This window comes from Pigmentiphaga aceris (assembly GCF_008119665.1).
In the GTDB taxonomy this organism is placed as follows: Bacteria; Pseudomonadota; Gammaproteobacteria; order Burkholderiales; family Burkholderiaceae_B; genus Pigmentiphaga; species Pigmentiphaga aceris.
On record NZ_CP043046.1, the window covers coordinates 1,366,601 to 1,392,289 of the forward strand.

The following is a 25,689-nucleotide window of genomic DNA, read 5'->3' on the forward strand; positions in this document are numbered from 1 at the left end:
CGTCTGTCTTCAGCACCAAGCCGGTCAGATATTTGCAACCCGTCGGCCCGTCTCTGCCGAGAACCAGTGCACCCGTGACGCATCATGGATGCCCACCGATATCTGCGAGCCCGGTGCCGGACGCGCAAGGCTGGCAGTGCTGCAGCGCAAAATGCACGGCTGCTTGCCGATGCGGCCGTGGACCAGCTGTTCCGATCCCAGAATTTCGACCATGCCAACCACAAGGTCCAGACCGGCCGAGCCTGCCAGCAGGTGTTCCGGGCGCAGGCCAAGCGTGGCACGTCCACCGCGAATGGAAGCGGGGGCCGGTGCCGGCAAGGTGATGACCGATCCGTCGGTGGTCCGCACATTGTTGCCGGTCGCGTCGATCTCGACGTCGATCAGGTTCATCGGCGGCGAACCAATGAAGCTGGCTACAAAGATGGATGCCGGCTCGTCGAACACTTCCTGCGGCGTGCCGATCTGTTCTGCTGCGCCCGCGTTCATCACGATCATGCGATCGGCCAGGGTCATGGCTTCGATCTGATCGTGCGTCACGTACAGGCTGGTGGTGCGCAGGCGCTGGTGCAAGGTCTGCAGTTCCAGGCGCATCTGCACACGCAGCTTGGCATCCAGGTTCGACAGCGGTTCGTCGAACAGGAACACCTTGGGCTGGCGCACGATAGCCCGACCCATGGCCACGCGCTGACGCTGGCCACCGGACAGCTCACCGGGCTTGCGCTCCAGCAGCTTTTCCAGCCCCAGGGTCTGCGCCGCAGCACGCACCGTGGTGTCGATCTGCTGCTTGCTCATCTTGCGGATACGCAGGCTGTAGGCCATGTTGTCGTACACCGTCATGTGCGGGTACAGCGCGTAGTTCTGGAACACCATGGCGATATCGCGCTCGGCGGGTTCCAGCTTATTGATCACTTTGTCGTCAATGCGGATTTCCCCGCTGGTGATCGGCTCCAGCCCGGCCACCATGCGCAGCAGGGTGGACTTGCCGCAGCCCGACGGACCCACGATGACCATGAATTCGCCGTCGGGAATTTCAAGGCTCAGGCCGCGCACGACGGGCGTGCCGTTGGGGTAGGTCTTGGCAATCTGTTGGAAATGCAGGGTGGCCATGTCGGTGTCTTGTAAACGGTCAGAGAGTGAGGCGGGACGCCCAGCGTGCTTGCTGGTCAGACTGCAATGCAGTCCTACTTTTCGGCGTCGACCAGCCCCTTGACGAACCAGCGCTGCATCAGCACCACCACGGCTGCCGGGGGCAACATGGCCAGCATGGCAGTCGCCATCACGAGGTTCCATTCAGTCGCGGCGTCACCACCGGCAATCATGCGGCGAATGCCGATCACCACCGGGTACATGTCCTCCTGCGTGGTCACCAGCAGCGGCCACAGGTACTGATTCCAACCGTAGATGAACTGGATCACGAACAGCGCAGCAATGCTGGTACGCGACAGCGGCAGCAAGATGTCGCGGAAGAAACGCATGGGGCTTGCGCCGTCGATGCGCGCCGCTTCGGCCAGCTCGTCGGGCACCGTCATGAAGAACTGACGGAACAGGAAGGTGGCGGTGGCCGATGCAATCAAGGGCAGCGTCAGGCCGGCGTAGCTGTTCAGCAAGCCCAGGCCCGCCACCACTTGGTAGGTCGGCGAAATGCGCACTTCTACCGGCAGCATCAGCGTGACGAAGATCATCCAGAAGCACAGCATGCGACCGGGGAAGCGGAAGTACACCACCGCAAACGCCGACAGCAGCGAGATCGAGATCTTGCCGATGGAAATCACCAGCGCGGTGATCAGGCTCACCCACATCATGCGGCCTACCGGTGCCGAAGAACCGGTGTTCGAGCCGCCCGTAATCACCTGGGTGTAGTTCTCGATCAGGTGGCTGCCGGGCAGCAGCGACATGGGGGCCTGCTGCACTTCAGCCGCAGTCTGGGTGGACGCAACGAAGGTTACGTAAACAGGGAAGGCCACCAGCAACACACCGATCAGCAAGATCAGGTGGGCCAGCAGGTCCAGCATGGGACGTCTTTCAATCATGGGGCGGAATTCCCGATGCCCGATACGGATCGGGACAGCAAAACAAAGTCAGCAAGACAAGTCATGGAAGGCAACTCGTCAGTACTGCACACGGCGGTCGATGAAGCGGAATTGCATCACGGTCAGCACAGTCACGATGAGCATCAACACCACCGACTGCGCGGCCGACGAGCCAAAGTCCAGCCCCTTGAAACCGTCTTGATAAACCTTGTAGACCAGCACTGCCGTCTGTCCGCCCGGGCCGCCTTGCGTGGCCGCATCGATCACCGCGAAGGTATCGAAGAAGGCATAGATCACGTTGACCACCAGCAGGAAGAAGGTGGTCGGCGACAACAGCGGGAACACGATGGTGCGGAAACGACGCCAGGGGCCTGCACCGTCGATGGCCGCTGCTTCCAGCAAGGAACGCGGGATCGACTGCAAGCCAGCCAGGAAGAACAGGAAATTGTAGGAAACCTGCTTCCATACCGAGGTGATCACCACCAGCAGGAAGGCCTGGTCACCATTGAGCAGGTGATTCCAGTCGACGCCGACGTGGCGCAATGCAAGCGCCAGAATGCCGACGGCCGGCGAGAACAGGAACAACCACAACACCGCCGCAATCGCCGGGGCGACTGCGTACGGCCAGATCAGCAAGGTCTTGTACGCGGTTGCCGCGCGAATCACCCGGTTGGCCATCACCGCCAGCAACAGCGCAATGACCAGGCCGGACACGGCGACGGCGGTGGAAAACGCCGCCGTCAGCCGGAACGATGCAAGATATTCGGGCGTCGAGAACAAGGTCGTGAAGTTCTCGAGCCCGACGAACTCGCTGCCGATGCCGAAGGCGTCCTGCATCTGCGTCGATTGCCACAGGGCTTGCGCCGCGGGCCAGAAAAAGAAGACCACCGTAATGATCAACTGAGGCGCCAGCAAGAGGTAAGGCAACACAAGGCCGCTGAATACCACCCGTTTTTGCCCTGCCACTGCTGACGTGTTCATTAACGGTTACCGCGCTCGAAACGGGTGAGCAATTCGTCGCCGCGTTGAACGGCACGATCCAGACCTTGCTTGGCAGTTTGCTTGCCGGCCCAGACGTTTTCGAGTTCTTCCTCGGTCACGTCACGGATTTGCGGCAGGAAGCCCAGACGCACGCCACGCGACTTGTCGGTGATCTTGACGATCATCTGTTCCACCGACACGTCGGTGCCCGGATTCTGCTTGTAGAAACCAGACTTGCGGGTCAGGTCGTAAGCGGCGGTGGTGACCGGCAGATAGCCGGTTTCCTGGTGCCACTTGGCCTGGACTTCAGGCTTGCTCAGGTAGCTGAAGAACTTGGCAACACCCTTGTATTCAGGCGCGGTCTTGTTGGCAAACACCCACAGCGATGCACCGCCGATGATGGTGTTCTGCGGTGCGCCGGCCACGTCGGGGTAGTAGGGCAGCGAAGCGATGCCGAACTTGAAGGTGGCGTTCTTCTTGATGTTGGCGTAGCCCGAGCTGGACTCGGTCAGCATGGCGCACTCGCCCGAGAAGAAGCGGGACACGGCTGCATTGCCGCGGCCACCATAGGTGAACAGACCTTGCTTGGACAGGTTGGCCAGGTTTTCGATGTGGCGAACGTGCAGCGGCGAATTGATCTTCAGGCGTGCGTCCAGGCCACCGAAACCGTTGTTCTTGGTGGCGTATTCAACGTTGTGCCAGGCCGAGAAGGTTTCCAGCTGGATCCACGACGGCCAGGTGGTGGTGTAGCCGCAGCGCTGGCCCGAGGACTTCAGCTTGGCGGCGGCAACCGCCAGTTCGGTCCAGGTCTTCGGCGGGGCTTCCGGGTCCAGGCCGGCCTTGGCGAAGGCGTCCTTGTTGTAATAGAAGACAGGCGTGGAGCTGTTGAACGGGAAGGACGCCAGCTGACCGTTGGCGGTGGCGTAGTAACCGGCGACGGCAGGCACGTAGGCTGTGCGGTCGAAGGGTTCGCCCGCTTCCTTCATCATTACTTCAACCGGCTTGATGGCACCCTTGGCGTTCATCATGGTGGCGGTGCCGACTTCGAAGACCTGCAGAATGTGCGGGGCAGTGCCGGCGCGGAAGGCGGCAATGCCTGCGTTCAGCGCTTCGGGGTAGCTACCCTTGTAGACCGGGTTGACGTGATAGTCTGACTGGCTCTTGTTGAACTCTTCCGTCAGGCCGACGATGCGCTCGTTCAGCGCCCCCGTCATGGCGTGCCAGAGCTGGATTTCAGTGGCGGCCAGGGCCGGTGCAGCCGAGGCAACGGCGACAGCGCCTGCCAGACCAAGCACGTACTGACGGAAATGCAAACGGATACGCATGAGTTCTCCAGAAAAGCGGGGTGGGCGGTACTGGTTGCCGGGGTGATTTATTGTCTTTCCCCGAGGGACGCAGCACCTTATTCGCTTCGTATTACTGTTTTGTGACTGCGTTATAACCTTACTTTCACCATGTCCGCCATTATCGAACGCCTGGGCTTGTACGCCCGCTTGGTCCGTATTGACAAACCCATCGGCATTTTGCTGCTGATGTGGCCCACGCTCTGGGGCCTGTGGACCGCAGCCGATGGCGAACCCCCCTGGCACATTTTTGTCATTTTTGTCCTCGGCACCGCGCTGATGCGCTCGGCGGGTTGCGCCATCAACGATTACTTCGACCGCGATTTCGACCTGCATGTGCAGCGTACCGAACAGCGTGTGCTCACCACCGGCCGCATCCGGCCGGCTGAAGCGTTGGGCGTGGCGGCAGTGTTGGCGTTGATCTCGCTGGCATTGGTGATTCCGCTCAATCCGCTCAGTTGGGCACTGGCCGTGGTGGCCGCCGTGCTGGCGGGCACCTACCCCTTGTTCAAGCGATTCTTCGCGATTCCCCAGGCTTATCTGGGGATTGCATTTGGCTTCGGCATCCCGATGTCCTTTGCCGCCTTGCAAGGCACGGTGCCGCTGGAAGCGTGGCTGATGCTGACCGCCAATGTGGCGTGGGCGGTGGCCTACGACACCGAATACGCCATGGTGGACCGGCCCGATGATCTGCGGCTGGGCCTGAAGACCTCGGCGATCACCTTCGGTCGTTGGGACGTGGCGGCAATCGCGCTCTGCTACGCCATCACGCTTGGTCTGCTGGCCGTGGTCGGCAAGATGCTTGGCTACGGTATCTCTTATTACCTGGGCCTGGTGGTTGCGGCAGGCATCGCCGTCTTGCATTTATGCTGGATTCGTGACCGCGAGCCGCGTGCGTGTTTCCGTGCGTTCATGCACAACACCTGGCTGGGTGCGGCGGTCTTTGTCGGCATTCTGGTTGATAGCTGGGTGAGGGCTGCTGCTTGGTAGAGGCGAGCGCATTCATGGAAGGACTCATGGATGCACTCAGCCTTAACAACCGACTTTTAAGCTGCTCGTCAGCCGTAAATGAGCGGCCGGCATCGGCCTGACTTGCCGCACCCACGCGCCGTATAATTCGGGCCTCGTCTTCCCCTCTGGCCGCTTTCCCCATGTCGATTGCCGAGCAACTGCACGCCGTTCGGCAGCGCATCGCGCAAGCCGCCGCCCAGCATGGGCGCGCGCCCGATACCATCGAGCTGCTGGCTGTCTCCAAGACTTTCAGTGCCGATGCGATCCGCGACGCTTACGCCGCTGGCCAACACGCTTTTGGCGAAAGCTACGTGCAGGAAGCTGTGGACAAGATCTCGACGCTGGCCGATCTGCCTGAGCTGGTGTGCTGGCATTTCATTGGCCCGCTGCAAAGCAACAAAACCCGGCAGGTTGCCGCCCACTTCGATTGGGTGCACGCCATCGACCGCCTGAAGATTGCCGAGCGCCTGTCCGAGCAACGTCCGGTCGGGCTGCCGCCTTTGCAGGTCTGCGTCCAGGTCAATATCAGTGGTGAAGCCAGCAAAAGTGGTGTCGAGCCTGACCAGGTGGCTGCACTGGCCCATGCCGTCGCCGCACTGCCCAACTTGCGCTTGCGCGGCCTGATGGCCATTCCTGCCCCGTGCGACGACCCTGCGCAGGCCCGTGCGCCGTTTGCGCGCCTGGCGGCGCTGGCCCAGGCGCTGCGCGCCGATGGGCTTGACATCGATACCTTGTCGATGGGCATGTCCGACGATCTCGATGCGGCGATTGCCGAAGGTGCAACGCTGGTCCGGGTGGGTACGGCAATCTTTGGTTCGCGCACTTACGCAACGCCTGTCTGATGTCTCGGCTGGCCTTTTATCGCCTGCTGATCGCCTGTTTGTCTGATTGCTTGTCTGTTGGGCCTTGTTTCCTGGTCCTCGTTTTTTGGTCCCCCTCTCTTCGTCCTCGTATCTTCATCCGTTTCCTTTCTTCCCGGATCTCTCATGAACTCTGAGCTTTCGATTGCCTTTATCGGTGGTGGCAATATGGCTGCTGCGCTGACCGCTGGCCTGGCCGGTACGGTCTGCCCCGCCTCGCGCATTCACGTGATCGACATCAACGAATCCTCGCGCCGCAATTTCGAAGCGCTGGGCATGAGCACGGCCGCCGCCCCTGACGAGACGCTGGCGCGTTGCGCCGTCTGGGTCTACGCAGTCAAGCCGCAGAACATGAAGGAAGTCGTGGCCGCCACCCAGCCCTGGCTGCGCGACAGCCTGATCATCAGCATCGCCGCGGGCATTCGCGGCGGTGATCTGGCACGCTGGCTGGGCAAGGATGGCAGCTCGTGGGGCCGCGTGGTGCGCTGCATGCCGAACACGCCGTCGCTGATCGGCGCAGGTGCCACTGGCCTGGCCGCTTTGCCCGGTGTCAGCGACGCAGACCGTGCGCTGGCCGGCACCATTCTGGGCGCGGTCGGCACCACCACCTGGGTCGATGAAGAATCCCTGCTCGATGCCGTCACTGCCTTGTCGGGCAGCGGCCCGGCCTATGTATTCCTGTTCATCGAATCCCTGATCGCCGGAGGCTTGGCGGTGGGCTTGAACCAGGAACAGGCGCGCGAACTGGCGCTGGCCACCTTGTCGGGCGCGACCCGCCTGGCTGCTGAGTCCAGCGAGCCGCCGTCCGTGCTGCGTGAACGTGTCACGTCCAAGGGCGGCACCACCAAGGCCGCACTCGACGTGTTCGAAGCCGCTGGCTTGCGCGACATCGTTGCCCAGGCCATGCAGGCCGCCGCCAAGCGTGCCCACGACATGGGTGAAGAGTTCGGCAACGCCTGATGTTGCTTGCGCAGGATTCGCCGATCCGCCACGGCCGTTTGAAGACTCTGGAGGGCTAGGCCCGTGTCCCACGCCAACTCGACCCGTTTCGAATTCATGCACACCTGGCAGACCTGCCTGGCCGTTCTGGCCATGGGCGCGGTGGTGCTGGCGTCCAATGTGCTGGTGCAATACCCCATCAACGACTGGTTGACCTGGGGGGCCTTCAGCTACCCGGTGGCGTTCCTGGTCAGCAATCTGGTCAATCGCCGTTTCGGGCCGCAGCCGGCGCGGCGCGTGGCCTGGGTGGGCTTCGCGCTTGCCGTGCTGGTATCCGTCGCCGTGGCTACCCCACGCATTGCGATTGCGTCCTGCCTGGCGTTCATTGCTTCGCAACTGCTGGATATCCAGGTTTTCGACCGGCTGCGCATTGGCAGTTGGTGGCGCGCACCATTTATTGCGACCTTGTGCAGTGCAACGCTGGACACCGCGCTGTTCTGGACCATTGCGTTTGCAGGTGCCGATCTGCCTTGGATCAGTTGGGCTTTCGGGGATCTGGCGGTCAAGCTGGGCATGGGCATTTTCCTGCTCGGACCCTTCAGGGCATTGATCCACCGCACGCGGCCATCGGGAGCTTCCCAGTCTTGACAGCACAAAGGCCGTCGCTTAGCGTCTGGGCCTTACGCAAGGTGTCCATAATTTGGCACCTGGTTTTTGGCTTTTCAGCCACGCCGCGCGCCCCTTTTTTGTTTTCCCCACGCCCTAGCGGAGATCTTCCAATGAAACTGTCCCGTCGACTGACCCCGATCGCCTTCGCGCTGGGTGCCGCGATGCTTGCTGCTGGCGCACAGGCCCAGACCATCAAGATCGCGATTGCAGGCCCGATGACCGGTGCGGTCACGCAATACGGCGACATGATCAAGGCCGGCGCGATGACCGCGATCGAGCAGATCAATGCTGCCGGTGGTGTCAACGGTCAAAAGCTCGAAGCCGTGGTGTTCGACGACGCCTGCGAACCCAAGCAAGCCGTGGCCGTTGCCAACCGCATCGTCAGCGACAAGATCAAGTTCGTGCTGGGCCACGTGTGCTCGGGTTCGACGATCCCCGCTTCCGACATCTATGAAAACGAAGGCGTGGTGATGGTCACCCCGTCGGCCACGTCGCCGGCCCTGACCGACGGCAAGAAGCGCACCCTGATCTTCCGCACCATCGGTCGCGACGATCAGCAAGGTCCGGCTGCTGCCAAGTACATCATCGAGAAGGTCAAGCCGAAGAAGGTTGCGGTGCTGCATGACAAGGCCTCGTATGGCCAAGGCATTGCCACCTCAGTGAAGACGGCACTCGACGCCGCCAAGATCCCGGTTGCCATCTTCGAAGGCATCAACGCGGGCGACAGCGACTACTCGGCGGTCATCACCAAGCTCAAGTCGCAAGGCGTGGACTTCGTGTACTTCGGCGGCTATCACCCGGAAATGGGCCTGTTGCTGCGCCAGGCGCGTGAACAAGGCGTGAAGGTCACCTTCATGGGCCCGGAAGGCGTGGGTAACGCCGACATCACCGCCATTGCCGGCCCGTCGTCCGAAGGCATGCTGGTCACCCTGCCGGCCGACTTCAGCCAGGACCCGGCCAACGCGCCGGTGGTCAAGGCCTTCCAGGACGCCAAGCGCGAGTTCAACGGTGCCTTCCAGATGACCGCCTACACCGGCGTCAAGGTCATTGCCGACGCCATCGCCGGTGCCAAGACTGCTGACCCGACCAAGGTCGCTGCCTACATGCACAAGAACAGCTTCCAGACCCCCATCGGCAAGGTCGAATACGACGCCAAGGGTGACCTGAAGGCCTTCAACTTCGTGGTCTACACCTGGCACAAGGACGCGACGAAGACGGCCGCTCCGTAAGTCTGCCGGGCCGTGCCCGACTCGCCCCGTGATCTGTCAGCACGGGGCGATTTTTTTTGTTTTCACCAGCCAGTACGGGTGGACAGTCATGAATGAATTTCTTCCGCAGTTCACCCAGCAATTGGTGAACGGCTTGAGCCTCGGGGCGATCTATGCCCTGATCGCCATCGGCTACACGATGGTGTACGGCATTATCGGCATGATCAATTTCGCCCACGGCGAGATCTACATGATCGGTGCCTACATCGGCCTGGTGACCCTGACCGCCATCGGTGTGCAAAGCGGCTTGCCCTTGCCATTGGTGCTGGGCGGCGCGGTCATCGTTGCGGTGCTGGTCACCGGTCTATATGGATACACGGTCGAACGGGTGGCCTACCGGCCATTGCGTGGCGGCCCACGCCTGGTGCCGCTGATCTCGGCGATCGGCATGTCGATCTTCCTGCAGAACTACGTGCAGATCGGGCAGGGTGCCCGCGACGTATCGGTGCCGCTGATGGTGTCCGGTGCCTTTGAATTCTCGATGGGCGGCGGCTTCAATGTCACCGTGCCGTATTCGCGCCTGCTGATCGTGGGCACCACGCTGGTGTTGATGATCGCACTGACCATGTTCATCGGTTATTCGCGCATCGGCCGCGCCTGCCGCGCGTGTGCGCAAGACATGCGCATGGCCAATCTGCTGGGTATCGATACCAACAAGGTGATCTCGTTCACCTTCATCCTGGGTGCCATGCTGGCAGCCGTGGGTGGGGTGCTGATCGCGCTGACGGTGGGCAAGCTCAATCCCTTCATCGGTTTCATTGCCGGCATCAAGGCCTTCACTGCCGCCGTGCTTGGCGGCATCGGCAGCATTCCCGGCGCGATGCTGGGCGGTGTGCTGCTTGGCCTGGCGGAAACCTTTGCGGCCGGTTATCTGCCGTCTGAGTACAAAGATGTGGTGGCGTTTGCGCTGCTGGTGTTGATCCTGCTGTTCCGCCCGACCGGGCTGCTCGGCAAACCTGATGTGGAAAAAGTCTGATGGCATCCGCATACCCTCAAGGCTTCGCCTCTCAATTGAAGTACGCCGGCATTGCCGCTGTACTGACCGCCATTCTGGTTACCCCGATCTTCGGCCTGCATCTGCTGCGGGTGGGATATCGGATCGAACTTCAGGCCGACTGGACACCGGTGCTGCTTGCCGCGCTGGCCGTGTTCGTGTTCCAGATGCTCAAGCCCTTGCTGGCCAAGCAGGTCAAGGCAGTGCCCTGGCCCAGCCTGCCCAAGATCCAGCCCGACCAGCAACGCCACGCAACCCTGGCGCTGCTGGTATTGGCGCTGGTCTGGCCCTTCATCGGTTCGCGCGGCGCCGTCGACATCGCCACCCTGGCGCTCATCTACGTGGTGCTTGGCCTGGGCCTGAACATCGTGGTGGGTTTTGCTGGCCTGCTCGACCTGGGCTATGTCGGTTTCTATGCCGTGGGTGGCTACACCTACGCCTTGCTCAACAGCTATTTCGGCCTGAGCTTCTGGGTGTGTCTGCCGATCGCAGGCGGCATGGCAGCGCTGTTCGGGTTCCTGCTGGGCTTCCCGGTCTTGCGATTGCGCGGTGATTATCTGGCGATCGTCACGCTGGGTTTCGGGGAAATCATTCGCCTGCTGCTGAACAACATGACCACCATTACCGGTGGTCCGGACGGCGTGTCGGGCATTCCGAAGCCGTCGGTGTTCGGGATCGAAATGGCTCGCAGCGCCAGCACGGAAGGGGGCACTACCTTCCACGAGTTGCTGGGCATGGACTACGACGGCATGCACATGGTGATTTTCCTGTACATGCTTGCGCTGCTGTTGGCTGGCATTACCTTGTTCGTGTCGAACCGCTTGGTGCGCATGCCGATCGGCCGTGCATGGGAAGCGCTGCGTGACGACGAGATCGCCTGCCGTTCGCTGGGCCTGAGCCCCACCAAGGTCAAGCTGTCGGCCTTCACGCTGGGTGCGATGTTCGCTGGATTTGCTGGCAGCTTCTTTGCCGCCCGCCAAGGGCTGGTCAACCCGGAGTCCTTCACCTTCATTGAATCGGCGCTGATCCTGGCGATTGTGGTGCTGGGTGGCATGGGCTCGCAGCTGGGCGTCATTCTTGCCGCAATACTGTTGACCGTGCTGCCGGAACTGGCACGCGGGTTCGCGGAATACCGCATGTTGATCTTCGGTCTGGTGATGGTCTTGATGATGATCTGGCGTCCGCAGGGCTTGATGCCTGCCACCCGCCCGCACCTGGAGTTGCCGCGATGAACGCAACGGTCCACGGAGCCGGCACTTCGGGTGCTACCGGCAAATCCTTGTTGAAAGTCTCTGGCCTGCAGATGCGCTTCGGCGGTCTGCTGGCAGTCGACGGGGTGGAATTCGATGTGCGCGAAGGTGAAGTCTTCGCCATCATCGGCCCCAATGGCGCGGGCAAGACCACGGTGTTCAACTGCGTGGGCGGTTTCTACCAGCCCACCGCAGGCAGCGTGCTGCTGGACGGCAAGGCCATCGATGGCCTGCCCAGCCACATGGTTGCGCGTCAGGGGCTGGTGCGCACCTTCCAGAACATTCGTCTGTTCAAGTCGCTTACCGCCGTTGAAAACCTGATGGTGGCGCAACACCAGGAAATGAAGTCCGGGCTGTTGGCGGGCTTGTTCTCCACCCCGGCGTTTCGCAAGTCCGAACACGATGCACTGACTCGCGCTGCGTTCTGGCTGGAACGGGTGGGTCTGCGGGATCTGGCCAACCGGGAAGCGGGCACGCTTGCCTACGGCCACCAGCGCCGGCTGGAGATTGCGCGCTGCATGATCACGCGCCCGCGTCTGCTGATGCTCGATGAGCCGGCTGCCGGTCTGAATCCGCAAGAGAAAGTGGAGCTTCAGACGCTGATCGACCAACTGCGCCGTGAACACGGCGTGTCGGTGTTGCTGATCGAACACGATATGAATCTGGTGATGGGCATTTCAGACCGAATCCTGGTCATGGAATACGGCAAACCTATCGCCACCGGCGTTCCCGAGGTCGTGCGCAACGACCCACGGGTCGTCAAGGCCTACCTGGGAGAGGAATGATGCTGCGACTCGAACAGGTCCATACGCATTACGGGGCCATCGAAGCGCTGCACGGCGTGTCGGTGGAAGTGAACAAGGGCGAGATCGTCACCCTGATCGGTGCCAACGGTGCCGGCAAGACGACCTTGCTGACCACGGTCTGCGGCTCGCCGCGTGCGTCCAGCGGCACCATCACCTTCGAAGGCGAGGACATCACCCGCGCCCCGACGCATGAAATCATGCGCCGGGGCCTGGCGATCTCACCAGAAGGGCGGCGGGTGTTTCCCGGCCTGACGGTGGTCGAGAACCTGCAAATGGGCGGATTCTTCGGCAGCCGGGCAGAAGTGGCCGATGGCATTGAGCACGTCTACACCTTGTTCCCGCGTCTGAAAGACCGTGCGGCGCAGCGGGCGGGCACCATGTCTGGTGGCGAACAGCAGATGCTGGCCATCGGCCGCGCACTGATGAGCCGACCGCGTCTGCTCTTGCTTGACGAGCCGACGCTGGGCCTGGCTCCCTTGATCATTGCGCAGATTTTCGAGATCATCCGCACGATTCGCGAAGAGGGCGTCACGGTGTTCCTGGTTGAACAGAACGCCAACAAGGCGCTGCAGGTTGCCGATCGCGGGTATGTGCTGGAAAACGGCCATGTGGTGCTGGCCGACACCGGTGCCAATCTGCTGGCCAATGCCAAGGTGCGTGAGGCGTATCTGGGTGGTTGACATGCTGCTGCGCGGAAAACGCGCAGTCAGCAGGTGCGGGGTTATCAGCAAGTACGGGGTTATCAAGAACTGATGTCTGCAGAGTTGTTCACGCTGGCAGGGCCGGCGCGTTATGTCGAAGAAATTCGCAAGAGCCGTTTTTTGACATTGGCTGCGCCGGTCGCGTCTCCCGACGCTGCACTCGCTTTTTTTGCCAGTGTGTCCGACCCCACCGCGACCCATAATTGCTGGGCCTACCGCATCGGGCAGACCTATCGTTTCAACGACGATGGTGAGCCTGGCGGTACGGCTGGCCGACCGATGCTGCAGGCCATCGACGGCCAGCAATGCGATCGGGTGGCCGTGCTGTGCATACGCTGGTACGGCGGCATCAACCTGGGCACGGGTGGTTTGGCTCGCGCTTACGGGGGCGGTGCTGCACAGTGCCTGCGATTGGCAGAACGCCTGCCCATCATCGACACCGTGGCGGCAAGTTTCCATTGCACGTTCAGCGAATGGCCAGTGCTGCGCGCCCGGCTGGCTATGCTGGACGCGGTGTTTCGTGACCCGGTATTCCAATCGGATGGCGTTGACGTCACGCTGGATATTCCGCGCATTCGTGTCGATGAACTGCGCACCCTGGTGTCGGATCTCAGCCGGGGCAGAGCGGAAGTGATTATCGAGGCGTAAATACAGGCTGGAATCGCCGGTTGGCGATGCCGTCTTGATAATGCCGCCCCGGGTGTGAGACTGGTATTAACCCTTGGTTTTGGCCGCTGACATCATTTTTGCCGGGTTGTATTGGTAAAAACCGCATGCAAGCGTGCAACCTGATATCCACAAGACAGTTCGCCGGAAAACTTCACATTGACGGCGTGTCTGCGGGATTTCAGAATGGCGGATTTCGCAGTCATGTGTTCGTTATTTGGCGGGTATTTCAAGGCCACCGCCGCGCCAGGCCATTTGCCGGCTCTTTGCTTTGCGCATTCCTGACCAGGACCACGGGCCCTTGCCATGACACCGCCTCCCAGTTTTTCTGCTTATTCGTCCGAGCTGTCCGAGCTCGTCGCCACGCTTTTCGAGGCGGCGGTGGACGGAATCCTGGTGTTCGACGAAAAGGGCTTGATCCAGGGCTTGAATCAGCGCGCCTCGCATATCTTCGGCTATGCCTCAGAAGATGTGATTGGCAGCAGCATCTTGTGCCTGCTGGCGCAGATCGACGCGCCAGATCAGACGGACGACGAGGCTGGTCTGACTGTTGCCAGCACCGGCTTCAACCTGCTGCCTATTCTGACCAGTCGCAATCTGCACGGTGTCAGACAGGACGGCCGGCAGTTTCCCATGCTGATCACCGTCAGCACCCATGACATGCATGGCGTGCGTTTCCACGTTGCGGTGTGCCACGATGCTTCCGAAGTGGGGGCCAGCAGTAACGCACCGGGCACATCCCAAGGCGAACCGCGACATGATCTCGTTGCGCGTCGCAACGAGGTGTTCTGTCGCTTCGGCACAGACTTTCGCCTGAGTTTCGTGAACGATGCTTACTGTCACTTCATGGCAGCAAGCCGCGAGCAATTGATCGGGCAAGACGTGTTTCGCGGCATTGGTGCCGACGATCGTGAAAAGATCGTGCTCAATCTGCGTCGCTTGCAAGGCAACGGTGCGCATTCCCGTTACGTGCAGCAGATCACGCTGCCCACCGGAGAGCGCCGCTGGCTGGAACGCGAAGACCAACTGATCGAGAACAAGGACGGCGCGATTGTCGAGTACCAGTCATTCGGTGTGGATATCACCGAACGCAAGCTGGCCGAAGAGCACGTTCACTACCTGGCCACGCACGACGTACTGACTGGCTGTGCCAACCGCAACCTGCTTGGCGATCGCATGCAGCAGGCGATCAGCGACGCGAAACGGCATCGTGCCACGGTGGTAGCCTTGTTCATCGACCTGGACGATTTCAAGCTGGTCAATGATCGGCTGGGGCACCGGATTGGGGACGACGCGCTGACGGTCATCGCCCAACGCCTGCAGAATTCGCTGCGCGACACCGACACCCTGGCGCGTGTTGGTGGTGACGAGTTCGTGGTGGTGTCCGAACTCGCTGGCAACGCCGAAAACGCATCCCACATTGCCGACCGTGTGCTGGAAGCCATGGCCGAACCGGTGGAAGCCGGTGGCGAATTGCTGTCGGTGGGTGCCAGTATCGGCATCAGCATCTATCCCGACGACGCGTCCACGCCAGCCGAATTGCTGCACCACGCCGACATGGCGATGTACCAAGCCAAGAGCCTGGGCGGCCGTCGCTTCCAGTTCTTCACGCCGGCCATGCAGGAACGCGCCACGTATTCCGTGAATCTGGCGGGGCGGCTGCGACGCGCTATCGACGCACGGCAGTTCGAGCTGCATTACCAGCCGCTGTTCAATCTGGGTTCCCTGAAAATTACCGGGATCGAGGCCTTGCTGCGCTGGAACGATGGCAGCAATGGGCAGGTCTTGCCCGAGCATTTCCTGCCTTTTGCCATCGAACATGGGTTGATGGCATCGATTACCCGCTGGGTATTGCGACAGGCCTGCACCGATAACCGCCGCCTGCTCGACATCGGTCTGCTCGATGTGCCGGTATCGGTCAATATGTGCAGTGTGCTGTTCCAGAACGGTCAGTTCCCGCGCGTGCTGGAGCGTGTGCTGGCAGACACCGCATTGCCAAGCGGCAACCTGGAACTTGAAATCACGGAATCGATCGTGATGGCGGAAAGTCAAGCGGTTGCGGCCAACCTGCGAGCGGTAAAAAAAATGGGCGTGCGCTTGTCGCTGGATGATTTCGGCACCGGGCAAAGCTCGCTGGCGCAGCTGCGGCGCGTGGGCTTCGATCGCGTGAAGATCGATGGTTCCTTCACCCGCACGCTGCCGGAAAGCGGCGATAGCGCGGCGATTTCGGTGGGTATCCTGCGCATGGCTGACGCGATGGGCATGCAGGTGGTTGCCGAAGGAATCGAGAAGGAAACCCAGCGTAATTTCCTGCGCGAGCATGATTGTGCGATTGGCCAAGGGTATTGGTATGCACGGCCAATGCCCTTTGATCAGTTATTGCTGGCCTTGAAATAAGCAATAAATGTGGGTGTGGTGCAGGGTATCTATTATGTGTGCGCATGGTCTGCGCTTAATGCATAAATAAATATGCTGCTTATTGTTTTTTGATGGTTTTCGATGTCTTTGTGGGGGCGTTTGCCGACGCACATAATGCAGCTGGAAATCGGACCACAGACAATCGAACAAGCGAAGACGCACGGCGAAAAACGCAAAAACCATAAAAAAATGGCCCGACGAATCGGGCCATTTTTTTCGCTCAGCTCGGCAGCCTGAGCTGCCGAAACATTCAGGCAGCGCGGCGAACCGCGCTGGCCCTTGCCCTTAGATGGGCTGAATGTTCGAAGCCTGACGACCCTTCGGGCCGTTGGTGACGCTGAAGCTCACTTTCTGGTTTTCTTGCAGGGTCTTGAAACCCTCAACGCGGATTTCCGAGAAATGCGCGAACAGGTCGTCGCCGCCTGCGTCAGAAGCGATAAAGCCGAAGCCCTTGGCGTCGTTGAACCACTTTACGGTACCGGTTTCCATATTTATTCCTAGCCTTAATTGACAAAAGAGCTTTCGCTCGGGCACATGACGATCAAGGAAGGGACAACGTACACGCGAGTACCGCAAAGAAGCGCCCAATGAACAGCGCCCTCATCACTTGAAAATCTTGCCGATTGTTTTTACTTGAAATTCGCGTATATCGTCAAGCGGAGATAGTCGCGATTTGATCTAGGTCAGGGTTTGCGCCAGTCATTTATCAAGACCAGCTGAATACGCTGCAGATTCAAGCATCCATTCAACATTTGCCTGGTCGGAATTCAACATTTGTCGGGCGTGGCAAGCAGGCACAGATCACCCGATGTGCGGCCGTTTTCGGCATCGGACGCCGGGATGACTACAATCACGCCACTCTTTCAAGGCTTTCCATGTTCAGTTATCGACACGCGTTCCACGCCGGCAACCACGCCGACGTGCTCAAGCACCTCATCCTCATCCAGCTGCTGAAGTACCTCGGGCAGAAGGACACGCCCTATTGGTACATCGACACCCATTCGGGCGCGGGTGTCTACGCCCTGGAAGGCGAGTGGGCCGGCAAGAACGCCGAGCACGAAGGTGGCATTGCCCGTCTCTGGGAGCGTGACGATCTGCCGCCGGCGGTGGCCGACTATGTAGAAGAAGTGGCCGCCTGGAATGAAGACGGTGCGCTGCGCCACTATCCGGGCTCGCCGTTCATTGCCGGGCCGATGCTGCGCGATCGCGACTGCATGCGCCTGTTCGAAGCGCATCCGACCGAGATCACGGTCCTGCAGGACAACGTGCGCACGCTGGGCCGTCATGTGCAGCGCAAGACCATGTTCTACGACCGTGACGGTTTCTCCGGTCTGAAGGGCTTGCTGCCGCCGCCGACGCGTCGCGGCCTGGTGCTGATCGATCCGTCGTACGAAGACAAGCGTGACTACACCTATGTGATGCACACGCTGCAAGAAGGCCTGGAGCGCTTTGCCACCGGGATGTATGCCGTCTGGTATCCGCAGGTGGCGCGCCGCGAAGCACAGCAACTGCCCGAAAAACTGATGCGCATCGACGCCAAGTGGCTGCACGTGAGCCTGACCGTGCGCCAACCGTCGGGCATCGGCCTGGGTCTCAATGGCAGCGGCATGTTCATCATCAACCCGCCCTGGACGCTGGCCGCGACCCTGAAGTCGGTCATGCCGTGGCTGGTCGAGGCCCTGGGTGAAGACGAAGGCGCGACCTTCACGCTTGATACGCACGGAGTCTGAGATGGCCGAAGAAGAAAAGATCCGTATTTCCAAGCTGATGTCCGAGCGCGGCCTGTGCTCGCGCCGCGAAGCCGATGCCTTCATCGAAGCCGGCTGGGTGTACCTGGATGGCGAGCGTGTCACCGAGCTGGGTACCAAGGCCTTCCCCAGCCAGACCGTGACGCTCAATCGTGCCGCGCAGGCGCAGCAGACCAACCGCGTGACCATCTTGCTGAACAAGCCGATCGGTTTTGTGTCGGGCCAGCCAGAGCCGGGCTACGAGCCGGCGGTGTCTTTGATCAGCCAGGGCACGCGTTACCAGGGTGACCGGGTCAAACAGCGCTTCCAGCACAGCCAGTTGAAGGGGCTGGCTCCGGCTGGCCGCCTGGACATCGACTCGCTGGGCTTGCTGGTGTTGACGCAAGACGGCCGCATCGCCAAACAACTGATTGGCGAAGACTCTGAAGTCGACAAGGAATACCTGGTGCGCGTGACGGGCGAGATTGCGCCCGACGGCTTGAAGCGCCTGAATCACGGCCTGTCGCTGGACGGGCAGGCGCTGCGTCCTGCACAGGTCGACTGGTTGAACGAAGACCAGTTGCGCTTCGTATTGCGCGAAGGCAAGAAGCGTCAGATCCGTCGCATGTGCGAAATGGTGGGCCTGCGTGTGGTCGGCCTGAAGCGTATTCGCATTGGTGGTGTGCTGCTGGGCGATCTGCCGATCGGCCAGTGGCGTTACTTGCGCGAAGACGAACGCTTCTGAGCGGGCGTCTTGGTAGGGCGGGGCGGCTTGGCAGCGGGGAGCGGTTCCGTGCTTTGCTCAGCGTCCTGTTCAGACACCTGGCTCGCCGCCTGGCGGGCCAGGAACAGGCGATGCAAGGTGATCTTGCGCACCTCTGCCTTGCTGGCCTCGATATGACTGCGCAGCAACTGCAAGGCATCATCGGTGCGTCGACAGAAGATCGCGTCCAGAATCAGCGCGTGTTCGTCGTAGGTCTTTTCGATGCGCGGCGCGCGTGTGAAGTCCAGGCGGCGAATGATCCGAATGCGTTCGGTCACGTCACGATGCACACGCGACAATTCCGCATTGCCCACCGCTTCCACCAACGAGATGTGGAACGCCTCATCGTGGCTCGCGACCAGCAAGCCATCGCTTAGCCGATCGGCAACCGGCACCATCCAGATCGCTTTCAGGCCATCCAGCACTTGCCGGGCAAATGTCTGACTGTCGAGTGCCGATTCGCACAGGCGACGCACGGCGGCCGTCTCAAGAATGATGCGCAGGTCGTAGAAGTTTTCGAACTGCTCGAAGTCCAGCGGCAGCACCGACCAGCCATTGCGGAAGTGCACTTGCAGATAGCCTTCCTGCTGCAGGCGGAACAAGGCTTCGCGTACTGGCGTGCGGCTGATCTGCAAGCGTTCGGCAGTGCTGGTTTCCGAGAACCGGTCGCCGGGTGCCAAGCGGAAATCGAAGATTTCTTCCTTCAATCGGGCATAGGCCGTATCTGCCAATGACAGGATTGGCGAACGGGACTTGCGCGACTGAGAAGGGATACTTGGCTGCATGGCGATCGCAGGATACCGGGTTTTCATCTGGTGAAACAAGCAGCCGAACATCGCGTATAGCCTGCGCGTCACGTGGGTTTCTGCATGAACTCATCGGGTCTTGGTGGTCTGCTCGCATGCGACGCTGATATGCCGTGAGTGCGGCTTCAGCTTCAGCCCAGATCGGTGCAAATGCATGTGCGGGTGCGCCAATGTGGTGCTGCGAACGCACCACTTCACGTCTACGCCAAATGACGTAGATGCGACGCGCAGGGGGCAGGCTTTGTCATCTCCCTGGGCAGCGCAGCAGACTGCTCGTCGACGCATCCGCATGGCACGGATTCTGCATTACGTCTGTTGTATACAAGACGGAATGCGAACATGCCCCACCCCGAATCTATCGCCCAGCGCCTGGCTCGCTTCAACACAGAAGCCGAGCTTGCGCCTGCCAATATCTGGATCGATCGCAAGGCGGTAGCCGCCGGTGCGGACAGTGGTCCGCTGGCTGGCCTGCTTGCTGCCGTCAAGGACAACATCGATGTCGCGGGTTTCCCGACGACGGCGGCCTGCCCAAGTTTTGCGTATGAACCGACCCGGTCTGCCACGGTGGTGGAACGTCTGCTGGCTGCGGGTGCCAGCGTGGTCGGCAAGACCAACCTAGATCAGTTTGCGTGTGGTCTGGTCGGCACCCGCTCGCCCTACGGTCCGGTGCAGAACGCGTTCAAGCCTGAATACGTCAGTGGCGGTTCCAGTTCTGGTTCTGCGGTGGCCGTGGCGCTGGGCCTGGTGGATGTGTCCTACGGCACCGACACCGCAGGTTCCGGTCGTGTGCCGGCCGGCCTGAACAATATTGTGGGCCTGAAGCCCTCGCGTGGACTGATGAGCACGCGCGGCGTGGTGCCGGCCAGCCAGCACATCGACTGCGTGTCGATCTTTGCGCGCACTGTGCCGCAAGCTATCGAGGTGTTGATGGCGGTTGCCGGCCACGACCCCGAATGCCCATATTCGCGTCACCTGCCGCTCGATCCGGCCGCCATGCCCGAGCAATTCCGCTTCGGTCTGCCGAATGCCGAGCAGCTTGAGTTCTTCGGTGACAAGCAGGCGCAAGCCGCGTTCGATGCAGCCGTAGTGGCACTGGAAGGCTTGTCGGGCACCGCGTCGCGTATCGACTATGCCCCCATGCTGGAAGCCGCCACCGCCTTGTATGAAGACGTGTGGGTGGCTGACCGGTATGCGGCCATTCGCGAGTTCTTCGACACGCGTCCCGACGAGATCGATCCCACGGTGCGAACCATCATCGGTGCAGGCCAGAAGTACGTGGCTGCCGATGTGTTCACCGCCATGGGCCGCATGGGCCTGCTGCGTCAATACGCCGACAGCCTGTGGAAAGACATCGATGTGCTGGTGGTGCCGACCGCGCCGACCGCACACACCATTGCCGCCGTTCAGGCCGACCCGATCGTGCGCAATCGGGAGCTGGGCTACTACACCAACTTCGTGAATCTGCTGGACCTGTCGGCGATTGCCGTACCGGCATCGATTCGTCCCGACGGCCTGCCGTTCGGCATCACGCTGATCGGACCGTCGGGCAGCGAATTGCGCCTGGCCGATCTGGCGCAACGCTTCCATCAACAGACCGGCCTGACACTCGGTGCAACTGGCGAGCCGTTGCCTGCCGCCAAGCCGATTCCTCGCGTTCCCGGCAGCACCGTCAAGGTCGCTGTGGTCGGTGCGCACCTGGCAGGTCTGCCGCTCAACAGCCAATTGCTGGAACGCGGCGCACGCCTGCTGTCCACCGTGAAAACCGCACCGCATTACCGCTTCTACGCGCTGGCCGGCACCGTGCCGCCCAAGCCCGGCATGTTGCGTGTGGCCAAGGATGGTGCCGCCATCGAAGCCGAAGTCTGGGAGATGCCCATGACTGCCTACGGCTCGTTTGTGGCAGGCATTCCGGGCCCGCTGGGCATCGGCAGCATCGAACTGGAAGACGGCTCGCGGGTGCAGGGTTTCCTGTGCGAAGCGTCTGCCTTGGAAGGCGCGGAAGACATCAGTGAATTCGGTGGCTGGCGGGCCTATCTGGGCCGGGCGAAAGCTGCCGCGTAAGCGCGTTGCGCGGCGCAAGCCGCGTGCATGGGGTGCTGTCTGGGCTGCCATCTGGACAGCGTGAACGTCTCGTAATCATCAGCAGTGAAACCGCACGGTCGACAAGGCGTCGACCGGCATCCGAAACGACAGGGAGTGGGGCAATGGATCGCAGAACAGCCATCAAGCAGATCGCAGTGACGGCCGGCGCAGTGGCCGCCGGTGGAGTGTCTCCTTTGGCCCTCGCTCAGGGAACGGGTCCGATCAAGGTCGGCATCCTGCATTCCTTGTCCGGCACCATGGCCATCTCGGAAACGTCTTTGAAAGACGTGGCGCTGATGACCATCGAGGAAATCAACGCCAGCGGCGGTGTGCTGGGTCGCAAGCTGGAACCGGTGGTGGTCGACCCGGCATCGAACTGGCCGCTGTTCGCTGAAAAGGCCCGTGGCCTGATCGCGCAGGACAAGGTCTCGGTGGTGTTCGGCTGCTGGACCTCGGTGTCGCGCAAGTCGGTGCTGCCGGTGTTCAAGGAACTGAACAGCCTGCTGTTTTATCCCGTGCAGTACGAAGGCGAGGAACTGGAAAAGAACGTGTTCTACACGGGTGCTGCGCCCAACCAGCAAGCCATCCCGGCCGTGGAATACCTGATGAGCAAGGACGGCGGCGGGGCCAAGCGCTTCGTGCTGCTGGGCACCGACTACGTGTACCCGCGCACCACCAACAAGATTCTGCGCGCCTTCCTGCACAGCAAGGGGGTAAAGGATTCGGACATCGACGAGGTTTACACCCCGTTCGGTCATGCCGACTATCAGACCATCGTGGCCAACATCAAGAAGTTCGCAGCCGGTGGCAAGACGGCCGTGGTGTCGACCATCAATGGCGATTCGAACGTGCCCTTCTACAAGGAACTGGGCAACGCGGGCCTGAAGGCAACCGATGTGCCGGTGGTGGCCTTCTCGGTGGGCGAAGAAGAACTGCGCGGCGTGGACACCAAGCCGCTGGTGGGTCACCTGGCTGCCTGGAACTACTTCCAGTCGATCAAGAACGCCACCAACACGGCGTTCATCGCCAAGTGGAAGGCATACGCCAAGGCGAAGAACCTGCCGAATGCCAACACGGTCGTGACCAACGATCCGATGGAAGCCACCTACATCGGCATCCACATGTGGAAGCAGGCGGTCGAAGCTGCCAAGACCACGGATGTGGAAAAGGTCATCGCGTCGCTGGGCGGCCAGACCTTCGATGCGCCTTGCGGCTTCAAGGTCACGATGGACAAGACCAACCATCACCTGCACAAGCCCGTGTTCATCGGCGAAATCAAGGCCGATGGTCAGTTCAATGTTGTGTGGAAGACCAAAGGCCCGGTGCGCGCACAGCCCTGGAGCCCGTTCATCGCGGGCAACGAAGACAAGCAGAAGATCTGATTTTTTCAGGACCGGTGCATAGCGAGTCGTACTCAGCGCTACGCACCTTGCACCACGCTCTTCGCACCACGCACGCGGCACTACGTTAAACGTCCAGGCGACCCATGCATCTTCTGTTTACCTTGATACGACTGCTCGCACGGCTGACCGCTGTCGTGTCGGATGCATGTCGTCGCCCTGTCCGTATATGCTCGGCGTTGAGCACGACCGCCGGTTTTTTTCTGGCTTGCTCGCTGCTGTTTGTGTTGCCGCAGCAAGTTGCACACGCCGCTGCCACCCCGATTCCGCAGACCATGTTGGCCCCGTTGGCGGCCGACGATACCGATGAACGGCTTGCCGCAATCACTGCTCTTGGTGAGCTTGCCAGCCCGGCTGCTGCCGCAGTGCTAGATGCATTGGGCAGCGACCGATTGTTTGCGACCGAAGCCGGTCGCATCCTGATTCAAGACGCGCAGAGCACCGTGTCAGACCCCGAGACGGGTGAGACGCTGGCCCTGCCGGAAGATGCCGCCAGCATCTCCATCAATAACCGCCTGCGTGTCGGCATTGCCAACGCGCTGGCTGCACAACAGATCCTGAGTGGCGACGTGCCCACGCGACTGGCTGCGGTGCGCAGTCTGCAACGCGATGTCGACCCAGATCGTGCGCCGCTGTTGCGCAAGGCGCTGACGCAGGAAACCGATCCGCAGATCACCGGATTGTTGCGTCTGGCCTTGGCCAACATCGAACTGTCCGACGACGACCCCGCCATGCGTCTGCGCGCCGCGCAGGCATTGGCAGATGCGACCGACGCCGGAGTGAAAACCGTACTGGCCGCCCGCTTGGTGAAGCAAGCCGATGGCAGTTATGTGGAACCCGATGCGTCGGTGCGCGCCGCCGTGCGCATTGCGCTGCACCGGCTGGACATTCATCTGTCGCGCATCGAGTGGCTGGGCAATCTGTTCTATGGCGCAAGCCTGGGCAGCGTGCTGTTGCTGGCGGCCCTTGGTCTGGCGATCACCTTCGGCTTGATGGGCATCATCAACATGGCGCACGGCGAGCTGTTGATGATCGGTGCCTACGCCACCTACGTCGTGCAATACCTGTTCCGCCAGTTCGCGCCCATGTGGACCGACTGGTATCTGCTGGCTGCATTGCCAGTGGCGTTTGCCGCATCGGCACTGGTGGGCATGGCGCTGGAGCACAGTGTCATCCGCTGGTTGTATGGCCGTCCGCTGGAAACGCTGCTGGCCACCTGGGGCATCAGCCTGATCCTGATGCAGGGTGTGCGCAGCCTGTTCGGCGCGCAGAACGTGGAAGTGGGCAACCCGTCGTGGATGAGCGGCAGCATGGTGGTACTGGACGGCCTGGTGCTGCCCTACAACCGGCTGGTCATCATCGGTTTCTCGCTGGCGGTGGTGGTGCTGGTGTGGGTGCTGCTGAACCGCACACGGCTTGGCTTGTTCGTGCGTGCCGTCACCCAGAACCGGCGCATGGCGTCCTGCGTGGGGGTTCCCACCGGGCGCGTGGACATGCTGACTTTCGGTCTGGGTTCGGGCATTGCAGGCCTGGGCGGTGTCGCGCTTTCTCAGCTTGGCAACGTCGGGCCTGATCTTGGCCAGGCCTACATCGTCGATTCCTTCATGGTGGTGGTGCTGGGGGGTGTCGGCCAATTGGCAGGCACCGTGATCGCCGCCATCGGCCTGGGCGAAATCAACAAATTCCTTGAGCCGTACTCGGGTGCCGTGATGGCCAAGATCACCATCCTGGTCTTGATCGTCCTGTTCATCCAGAAGCGCCCGCAAGGCCTGTTTGCCCTCAAGGGTCGGAGCGTCGAATGAGCAGCCCCACGCAACATTCAACCGTGCTGGCCGCTGCCTCGGTACGGCCAGCGCGCGAATCCTTCGCACCGCCGCGCGCCCGGCTTTTCCCACCCGCTGTATGGACTGGCGTGTTGATCGTGACCGCCTTGCTGGCCGTGTTGCCGGTGTTGAACCTGGTGTTCCCAGCCGGCCACGCACTGCACGTCTCGGCCTTCACGATTGCCTTGCTGGGCAAATTCATGTGCTACGCCATCGCCGCGTTGGCGCTGGATCTGGTCTGGGGCTACACCGGCATTCTGTCGTTGGGCCACGGCTTGTTCTTCGCGCTGGGTGGGTATGCCCACGGCATGTATCTGATGCGCGCCACGGCTGCCGCACAAGGCGCGGATCGCATGCCCGACTTCATGAACTTCCTGGACTGGAAAGCCTATCCCTGGTTCTGGTCCTTCACCGAGCACTTCCCCTACGCGATGTTGCTGGTGGTGCTTGCGCCGGGCTTGCTGGCCTTGGTGTTCGGTTTCTTCGCGTTCCGCTCGCGCATCAAGGGCGTGTACTTCTCGATCATCACGCAGGCGCTGACCTTTGCGGCCATGTTGCTGTTCTTTCGCAACGAAACCGGGTTCGGCGGCAACAACGGCTTCACCGACTTCCGCGAAATCCTGGGCTTTTCCATCACTGCACCGGGCACCAAGGCCACGCTGTATATGCTGACGCTCGCCACCTTGCTGGGTGCGCTGGTGTTTGCGCGCAGCCTGACGCAATCGAAGCTGGGCCGTGTGCTGACCGGCATCCGTGATGGTGAAACGCGGTTGATGTTTGTGGGCTACGACCCGCACTGGTTCAAGCTGTTCATCTGGACGGTGTCGGCGGTGTTGTGCGGTATTGCGGGTGCCTTGTATGTGCCGCAAGTGGGCATCATCAACCCCGGCGAAATGTCGCCCGCCAACTCCATCGAAATGGTGATCTGGGTCGCCACCGGCGGACGCGGCACGCTGATCGGTCCGATCATCGGTGCGGGTGTGGTCAATGGTCTGAAGACCTGGTTCACCAGTGTGTTCCCCGAGTTCTGGCTGTACGCACTGGGCCTGATCTTCGTGCTGGTGACTTTGTTCTTGCCGCGCGGCATTGTTGGCTTGGTGTCCAGCGTGCGCGAACGTCTTCAGTCGCGGAGGGCAGCATGATGATCGACAA

23 protein-coding genes are annotated in these 25,689 nt (G+C 61.3%); 17 read left to right on the forward strand and 6 right to left on the reverse strand.

Going from position 1 to position 25,689, the window contains the following annotated elements:
• Positions 1-24: 24 nt before the first annotated feature.
• The 4 genes from FXN63_RS05740 to ugpB all read right to left on the reverse strand — a co-directional run bounded on the left by FXN63_RS05740 (position 25) and on the right by ugpB (position 4,336).
• Positions 25-1,107 carry a sn-glycerol-3-phosphate import ATP-binding protein UgpC gene (locus tag FXN63_RS05740; protein WP_148813581.1) on the reverse strand — a complete coding sequence of 361 codons (1,083 nt, stop codon included), beginning with the start codon at positions 1,105-1,107 and terminating at the stop codon, positions 25-27.
• Between the two features lie 74 nt (positions 1,108-1,181).
• Positions 1,182-2,030 carry a sn-glycerol-3-phosphate ABC transporter permease UgpE gene (gene ugpE, locus FXN63_RS05745; RefSeq protein ID WP_148813583.1) on the reverse strand — a complete coding sequence of 283 codons (849 nt, stop codon included), beginning with the start codon at positions 2,028-2,030 and terminating at the stop codon, positions 1,182-1,184.
• A 78-nt stretch (positions 2,031-2,108) separates the two neighbouring features.
• The gene (gene ugpA / locus FXN63_RS05750; RefSeq protein ID WP_148813584.1) at positions 2,109-3,011 is read right to left on the reverse strand and encodes a sn-glycerol-3-phosphate ABC transporter permease UgpA; all 903 of its coding nucleotides are present in this window, start codon (positions 3,009-3,011) and stop codon (positions 2,109-2,111) included.
• Positions 3,011-4,336, reverse strand: coding sequence for a sn-glycerol-3-phosphate ABC transporter substrate-binding protein UgpB (gene ugpB / locus FXN63_RS05755; RefSeq protein WP_148813586.1), 1,326 nt, complete (start codon positions 4,334-4,336; stop codon positions 3,011-3,013). Before ugpB ends, ugpA begins: the two co-directional genes overlap by 1 nt.
• Before the next feature lie 129 nt (positions 4,337-4,465).
• Here ugpB and ubiA point away from each other — a divergent pair, with 129 nt between their 5' ends.
• From ubiA to FXN63_RS05810, 11 genes are all read left to right on the forward strand, one after another.
• Complete coding sequence (ubiA, locus tag FXN63_RS05760) at positions 4,466-5,344, forward strand: 4-hydroxybenzoate octaprenyltransferase (protein WP_148813587.1); 879 nt, start codon at positions 4,466-4,468, stop codon at positions 5,342-5,344.
• A gap of 161 nt (positions 5,345-5,505) precedes the next feature.
• Positions 5,506-6,207, forward strand: coding sequence for a YggS family pyridoxal phosphate-dependent enzyme (locus FXN63_RS05765; protein WP_148813589.1), 702 nt, complete (start codon positions 5,506-5,508; stop codon positions 6,205-6,207).
• Between the two features lie 144 nt (positions 6,208-6,351).
• Positions 6,352-7,185 (forward strand): pyrroline-5-carboxylate reductase, encoded by an 834-nt coding sequence (gene proC, locus FXN63_RS05770; protein WP_148813590.1) that lies wholly within the window; start codon positions 6,352-6,354, stop codon positions 7,183-7,185.
• Positions 7,186-7,281: 96 nt separating this feature from the next.
• Positions 7,282-7,812, forward strand: coding sequence for a VUT family protein (locus FXN63_RS05775; RefSeq protein ID WP_148818978.1), 531 nt, complete (start codon positions 7,282-7,284; stop codon positions 7,810-7,812).
• A 131-nt stretch (positions 7,813-7,943) separates the two neighbouring features.
• Positions 7,944-9,062 carry a branched-chain amino acid ABC transporter substrate-binding protein gene (locus tag FXN63_RS05780; protein ID WP_148813592.1) on the forward strand — a complete coding sequence of 373 codons (1,119 nt, stop codon included), beginning with the start codon at positions 7,944-7,946 and terminating at the stop codon, positions 9,060-9,062.
• Between the two features lie 88 nt (positions 9,063-9,150).
• Positions 9,151-10,077, forward strand: a complete 927-nt coding sequence (gene livH / locus FXN63_RS05785; protein ID WP_148813594.1) for a high-affinity branched-chain amino acid ABC transporter permease LivH — start codon at positions 9,151-9,153, stop codon at positions 10,075-10,077.
• The gene (locus FXN63_RS05790; RefSeq protein ID WP_148813596.1) at positions 10,077-11,327 is read left to right on the forward strand and encodes a high-affinity branched-chain amino acid ABC transporter permease LivM; all 1,251 of its coding nucleotides are present in this window, start codon (positions 10,077-10,079) and stop codon (positions 11,325-11,327) included. The genes livH and FXN63_RS05790 overlap by 1 nt, the downstream gene beginning before the upstream one ends.
• Positions 11,324-12,130, forward strand: a complete 807-nt coding sequence (gene livG / locus FXN63_RS05795; RefSeq protein ID WP_148813598.1) for a high-affinity branched-chain amino acid ABC transporter ATP-binding protein LivG — start codon at positions 11,324-11,326, stop codon at positions 12,128-12,130. The genes FXN63_RS05790 and livG overlap by 4 nt, the downstream gene beginning before the upstream one ends.
• Positions 12,130-12,831: an ABC transporter ATP-binding protein gene (locus tag FXN63_RS05800; protein WP_148818980.1), complete on the forward strand. Its 702-nt coding sequence runs from the start codon at positions 12,130-12,132 to the stop codon at positions 12,829-12,831. Before livG ends, FXN63_RS05800 begins: the two co-directional genes overlap by 1 nt.
• 72 nt (positions 12,832-12,903) lie before the next feature.
• Positions 12,904-13,500 carry an IMPACT family protein gene (locus tag FXN63_RS05805; RefSeq protein ID WP_148813599.1) on the forward strand — a complete coding sequence of 199 codons (597 nt, stop codon included), beginning with the start codon at positions 12,904-12,906 and terminating at the stop codon, positions 13,498-13,500.
• A gap of 324 nt (positions 13,501-13,824) precedes the next feature.
• Positions 13,825-15,915, forward strand: a complete 2,091-nt coding sequence (locus FXN63_RS05810; RefSeq protein WP_148813601.1) for a putative bifunctional diguanylate cyclase/phosphodiesterase — start codon at positions 13,825-13,827, stop codon at positions 15,913-15,915.
• A gap of 306 nt (positions 15,916-16,221) precedes the next feature.
• On the opposite strand, the gene FXN63_RS05815 is transcribed toward FXN63_RS05810, so the two are convergent.
• Positions 16,222-16,425 carry a cold-shock protein gene (locus FXN63_RS05815; RefSeq protein WP_148813603.1) on the reverse strand — a complete coding sequence of 68 codons (204 nt, stop codon included), beginning with the start codon at positions 16,423-16,425 and terminating at the stop codon, positions 16,222-16,224.
• Positions 16,426-16,811: 386 nt separating this feature from the next.
• Here FXN63_RS05815 and FXN63_RS05820 point away from each other — a divergent pair, with 386 nt between their 5' ends.
• Together FXN63_RS05820 and FXN63_RS05825 are read left to right on the forward strand one after the other, a co-directional pair.
• Complete coding sequence (locus FXN63_RS05820; RefSeq protein ID WP_148813605.1) at positions 16,812-17,666, forward strand: 23S rRNA (adenine(2030)-N(6))-methyltransferase RlmJ; 855 nt, start codon at positions 16,812-16,814, stop codon at positions 17,664-17,666.
• A 1-nt stretch (position 17,667) separates the two neighbouring features.
• Positions 17,668-18,408, forward strand: coding sequence for a pseudouridine synthase (locus FXN63_RS05825; RefSeq protein ID WP_148813607.1), 741 nt, complete (start codon positions 17,668-17,670; stop codon positions 18,406-18,408).
• On the opposite strand, the gene FXN63_RS05830 is transcribed toward FXN63_RS05825, so the two are convergent.
• Positions 18,381-19,211: a GntR family transcriptional regulator gene (locus FXN63_RS05830; RefSeq protein ID WP_246165043.1), complete on the reverse strand. Its 831-nt coding sequence runs from the start codon at positions 19,209-19,211 to the stop codon at positions 18,381-18,383. The two genes, FXN63_RS05825 and FXN63_RS05830, sit on opposite strands and share 28 nt — an antisense overlap.
• Before the next feature lie 360 nt (positions 19,212-19,571).
• On the opposite strand from FXN63_RS05830, the gene atzF reads away from it, so the two are divergent.
• The 4 genes from atzF to urtC all read left to right on the forward strand — a co-directional run bounded on the left by atzF (position 19,572) and on the right by urtC (position 25,679).
• Complete coding sequence (atzF, locus tag FXN63_RS05835; RefSeq protein ID WP_148813610.1) at positions 19,572-21,293, forward strand: allophanate hydrolase; 1,722 nt, start codon at positions 19,572-19,574, stop codon at positions 21,291-21,293.
• Positions 21,294-21,436: 143 nt separating this feature from the next.
• On the forward strand, positions 21,437-22,696 hold the full coding sequence (gene urtA / locus FXN63_RS05840) for an urea ABC transporter substrate-binding protein (RefSeq protein ID WP_148813612.1): 1,260 nt from the start codon (positions 21,437-21,439) through the stop codon (positions 22,694-22,696).
• A gap of 104 nt (positions 22,697-22,800) precedes the next feature.
• Positions 22,801-24,516, forward strand: a complete 1,716-nt coding sequence (urtB, locus tag FXN63_RS05845; protein ID WP_425468663.1) for an urea ABC transporter permease subunit UrtB — start codon at positions 22,801-22,803, stop codon at positions 24,514-24,516.
• Entirely contained in the window at positions 24,513-25,679 is a 1,167-nt protein-coding gene (gene urtC / locus FXN63_RS05850) for an urea ABC transporter permease subunit UrtC (protein ID WP_148813614.1), read from the forward strand. The genes urtB and urtC overlap by 4 nt, the downstream gene beginning before the upstream one ends.
• Positions 25,680-25,689 lie beyond the last annotated feature (10 nt).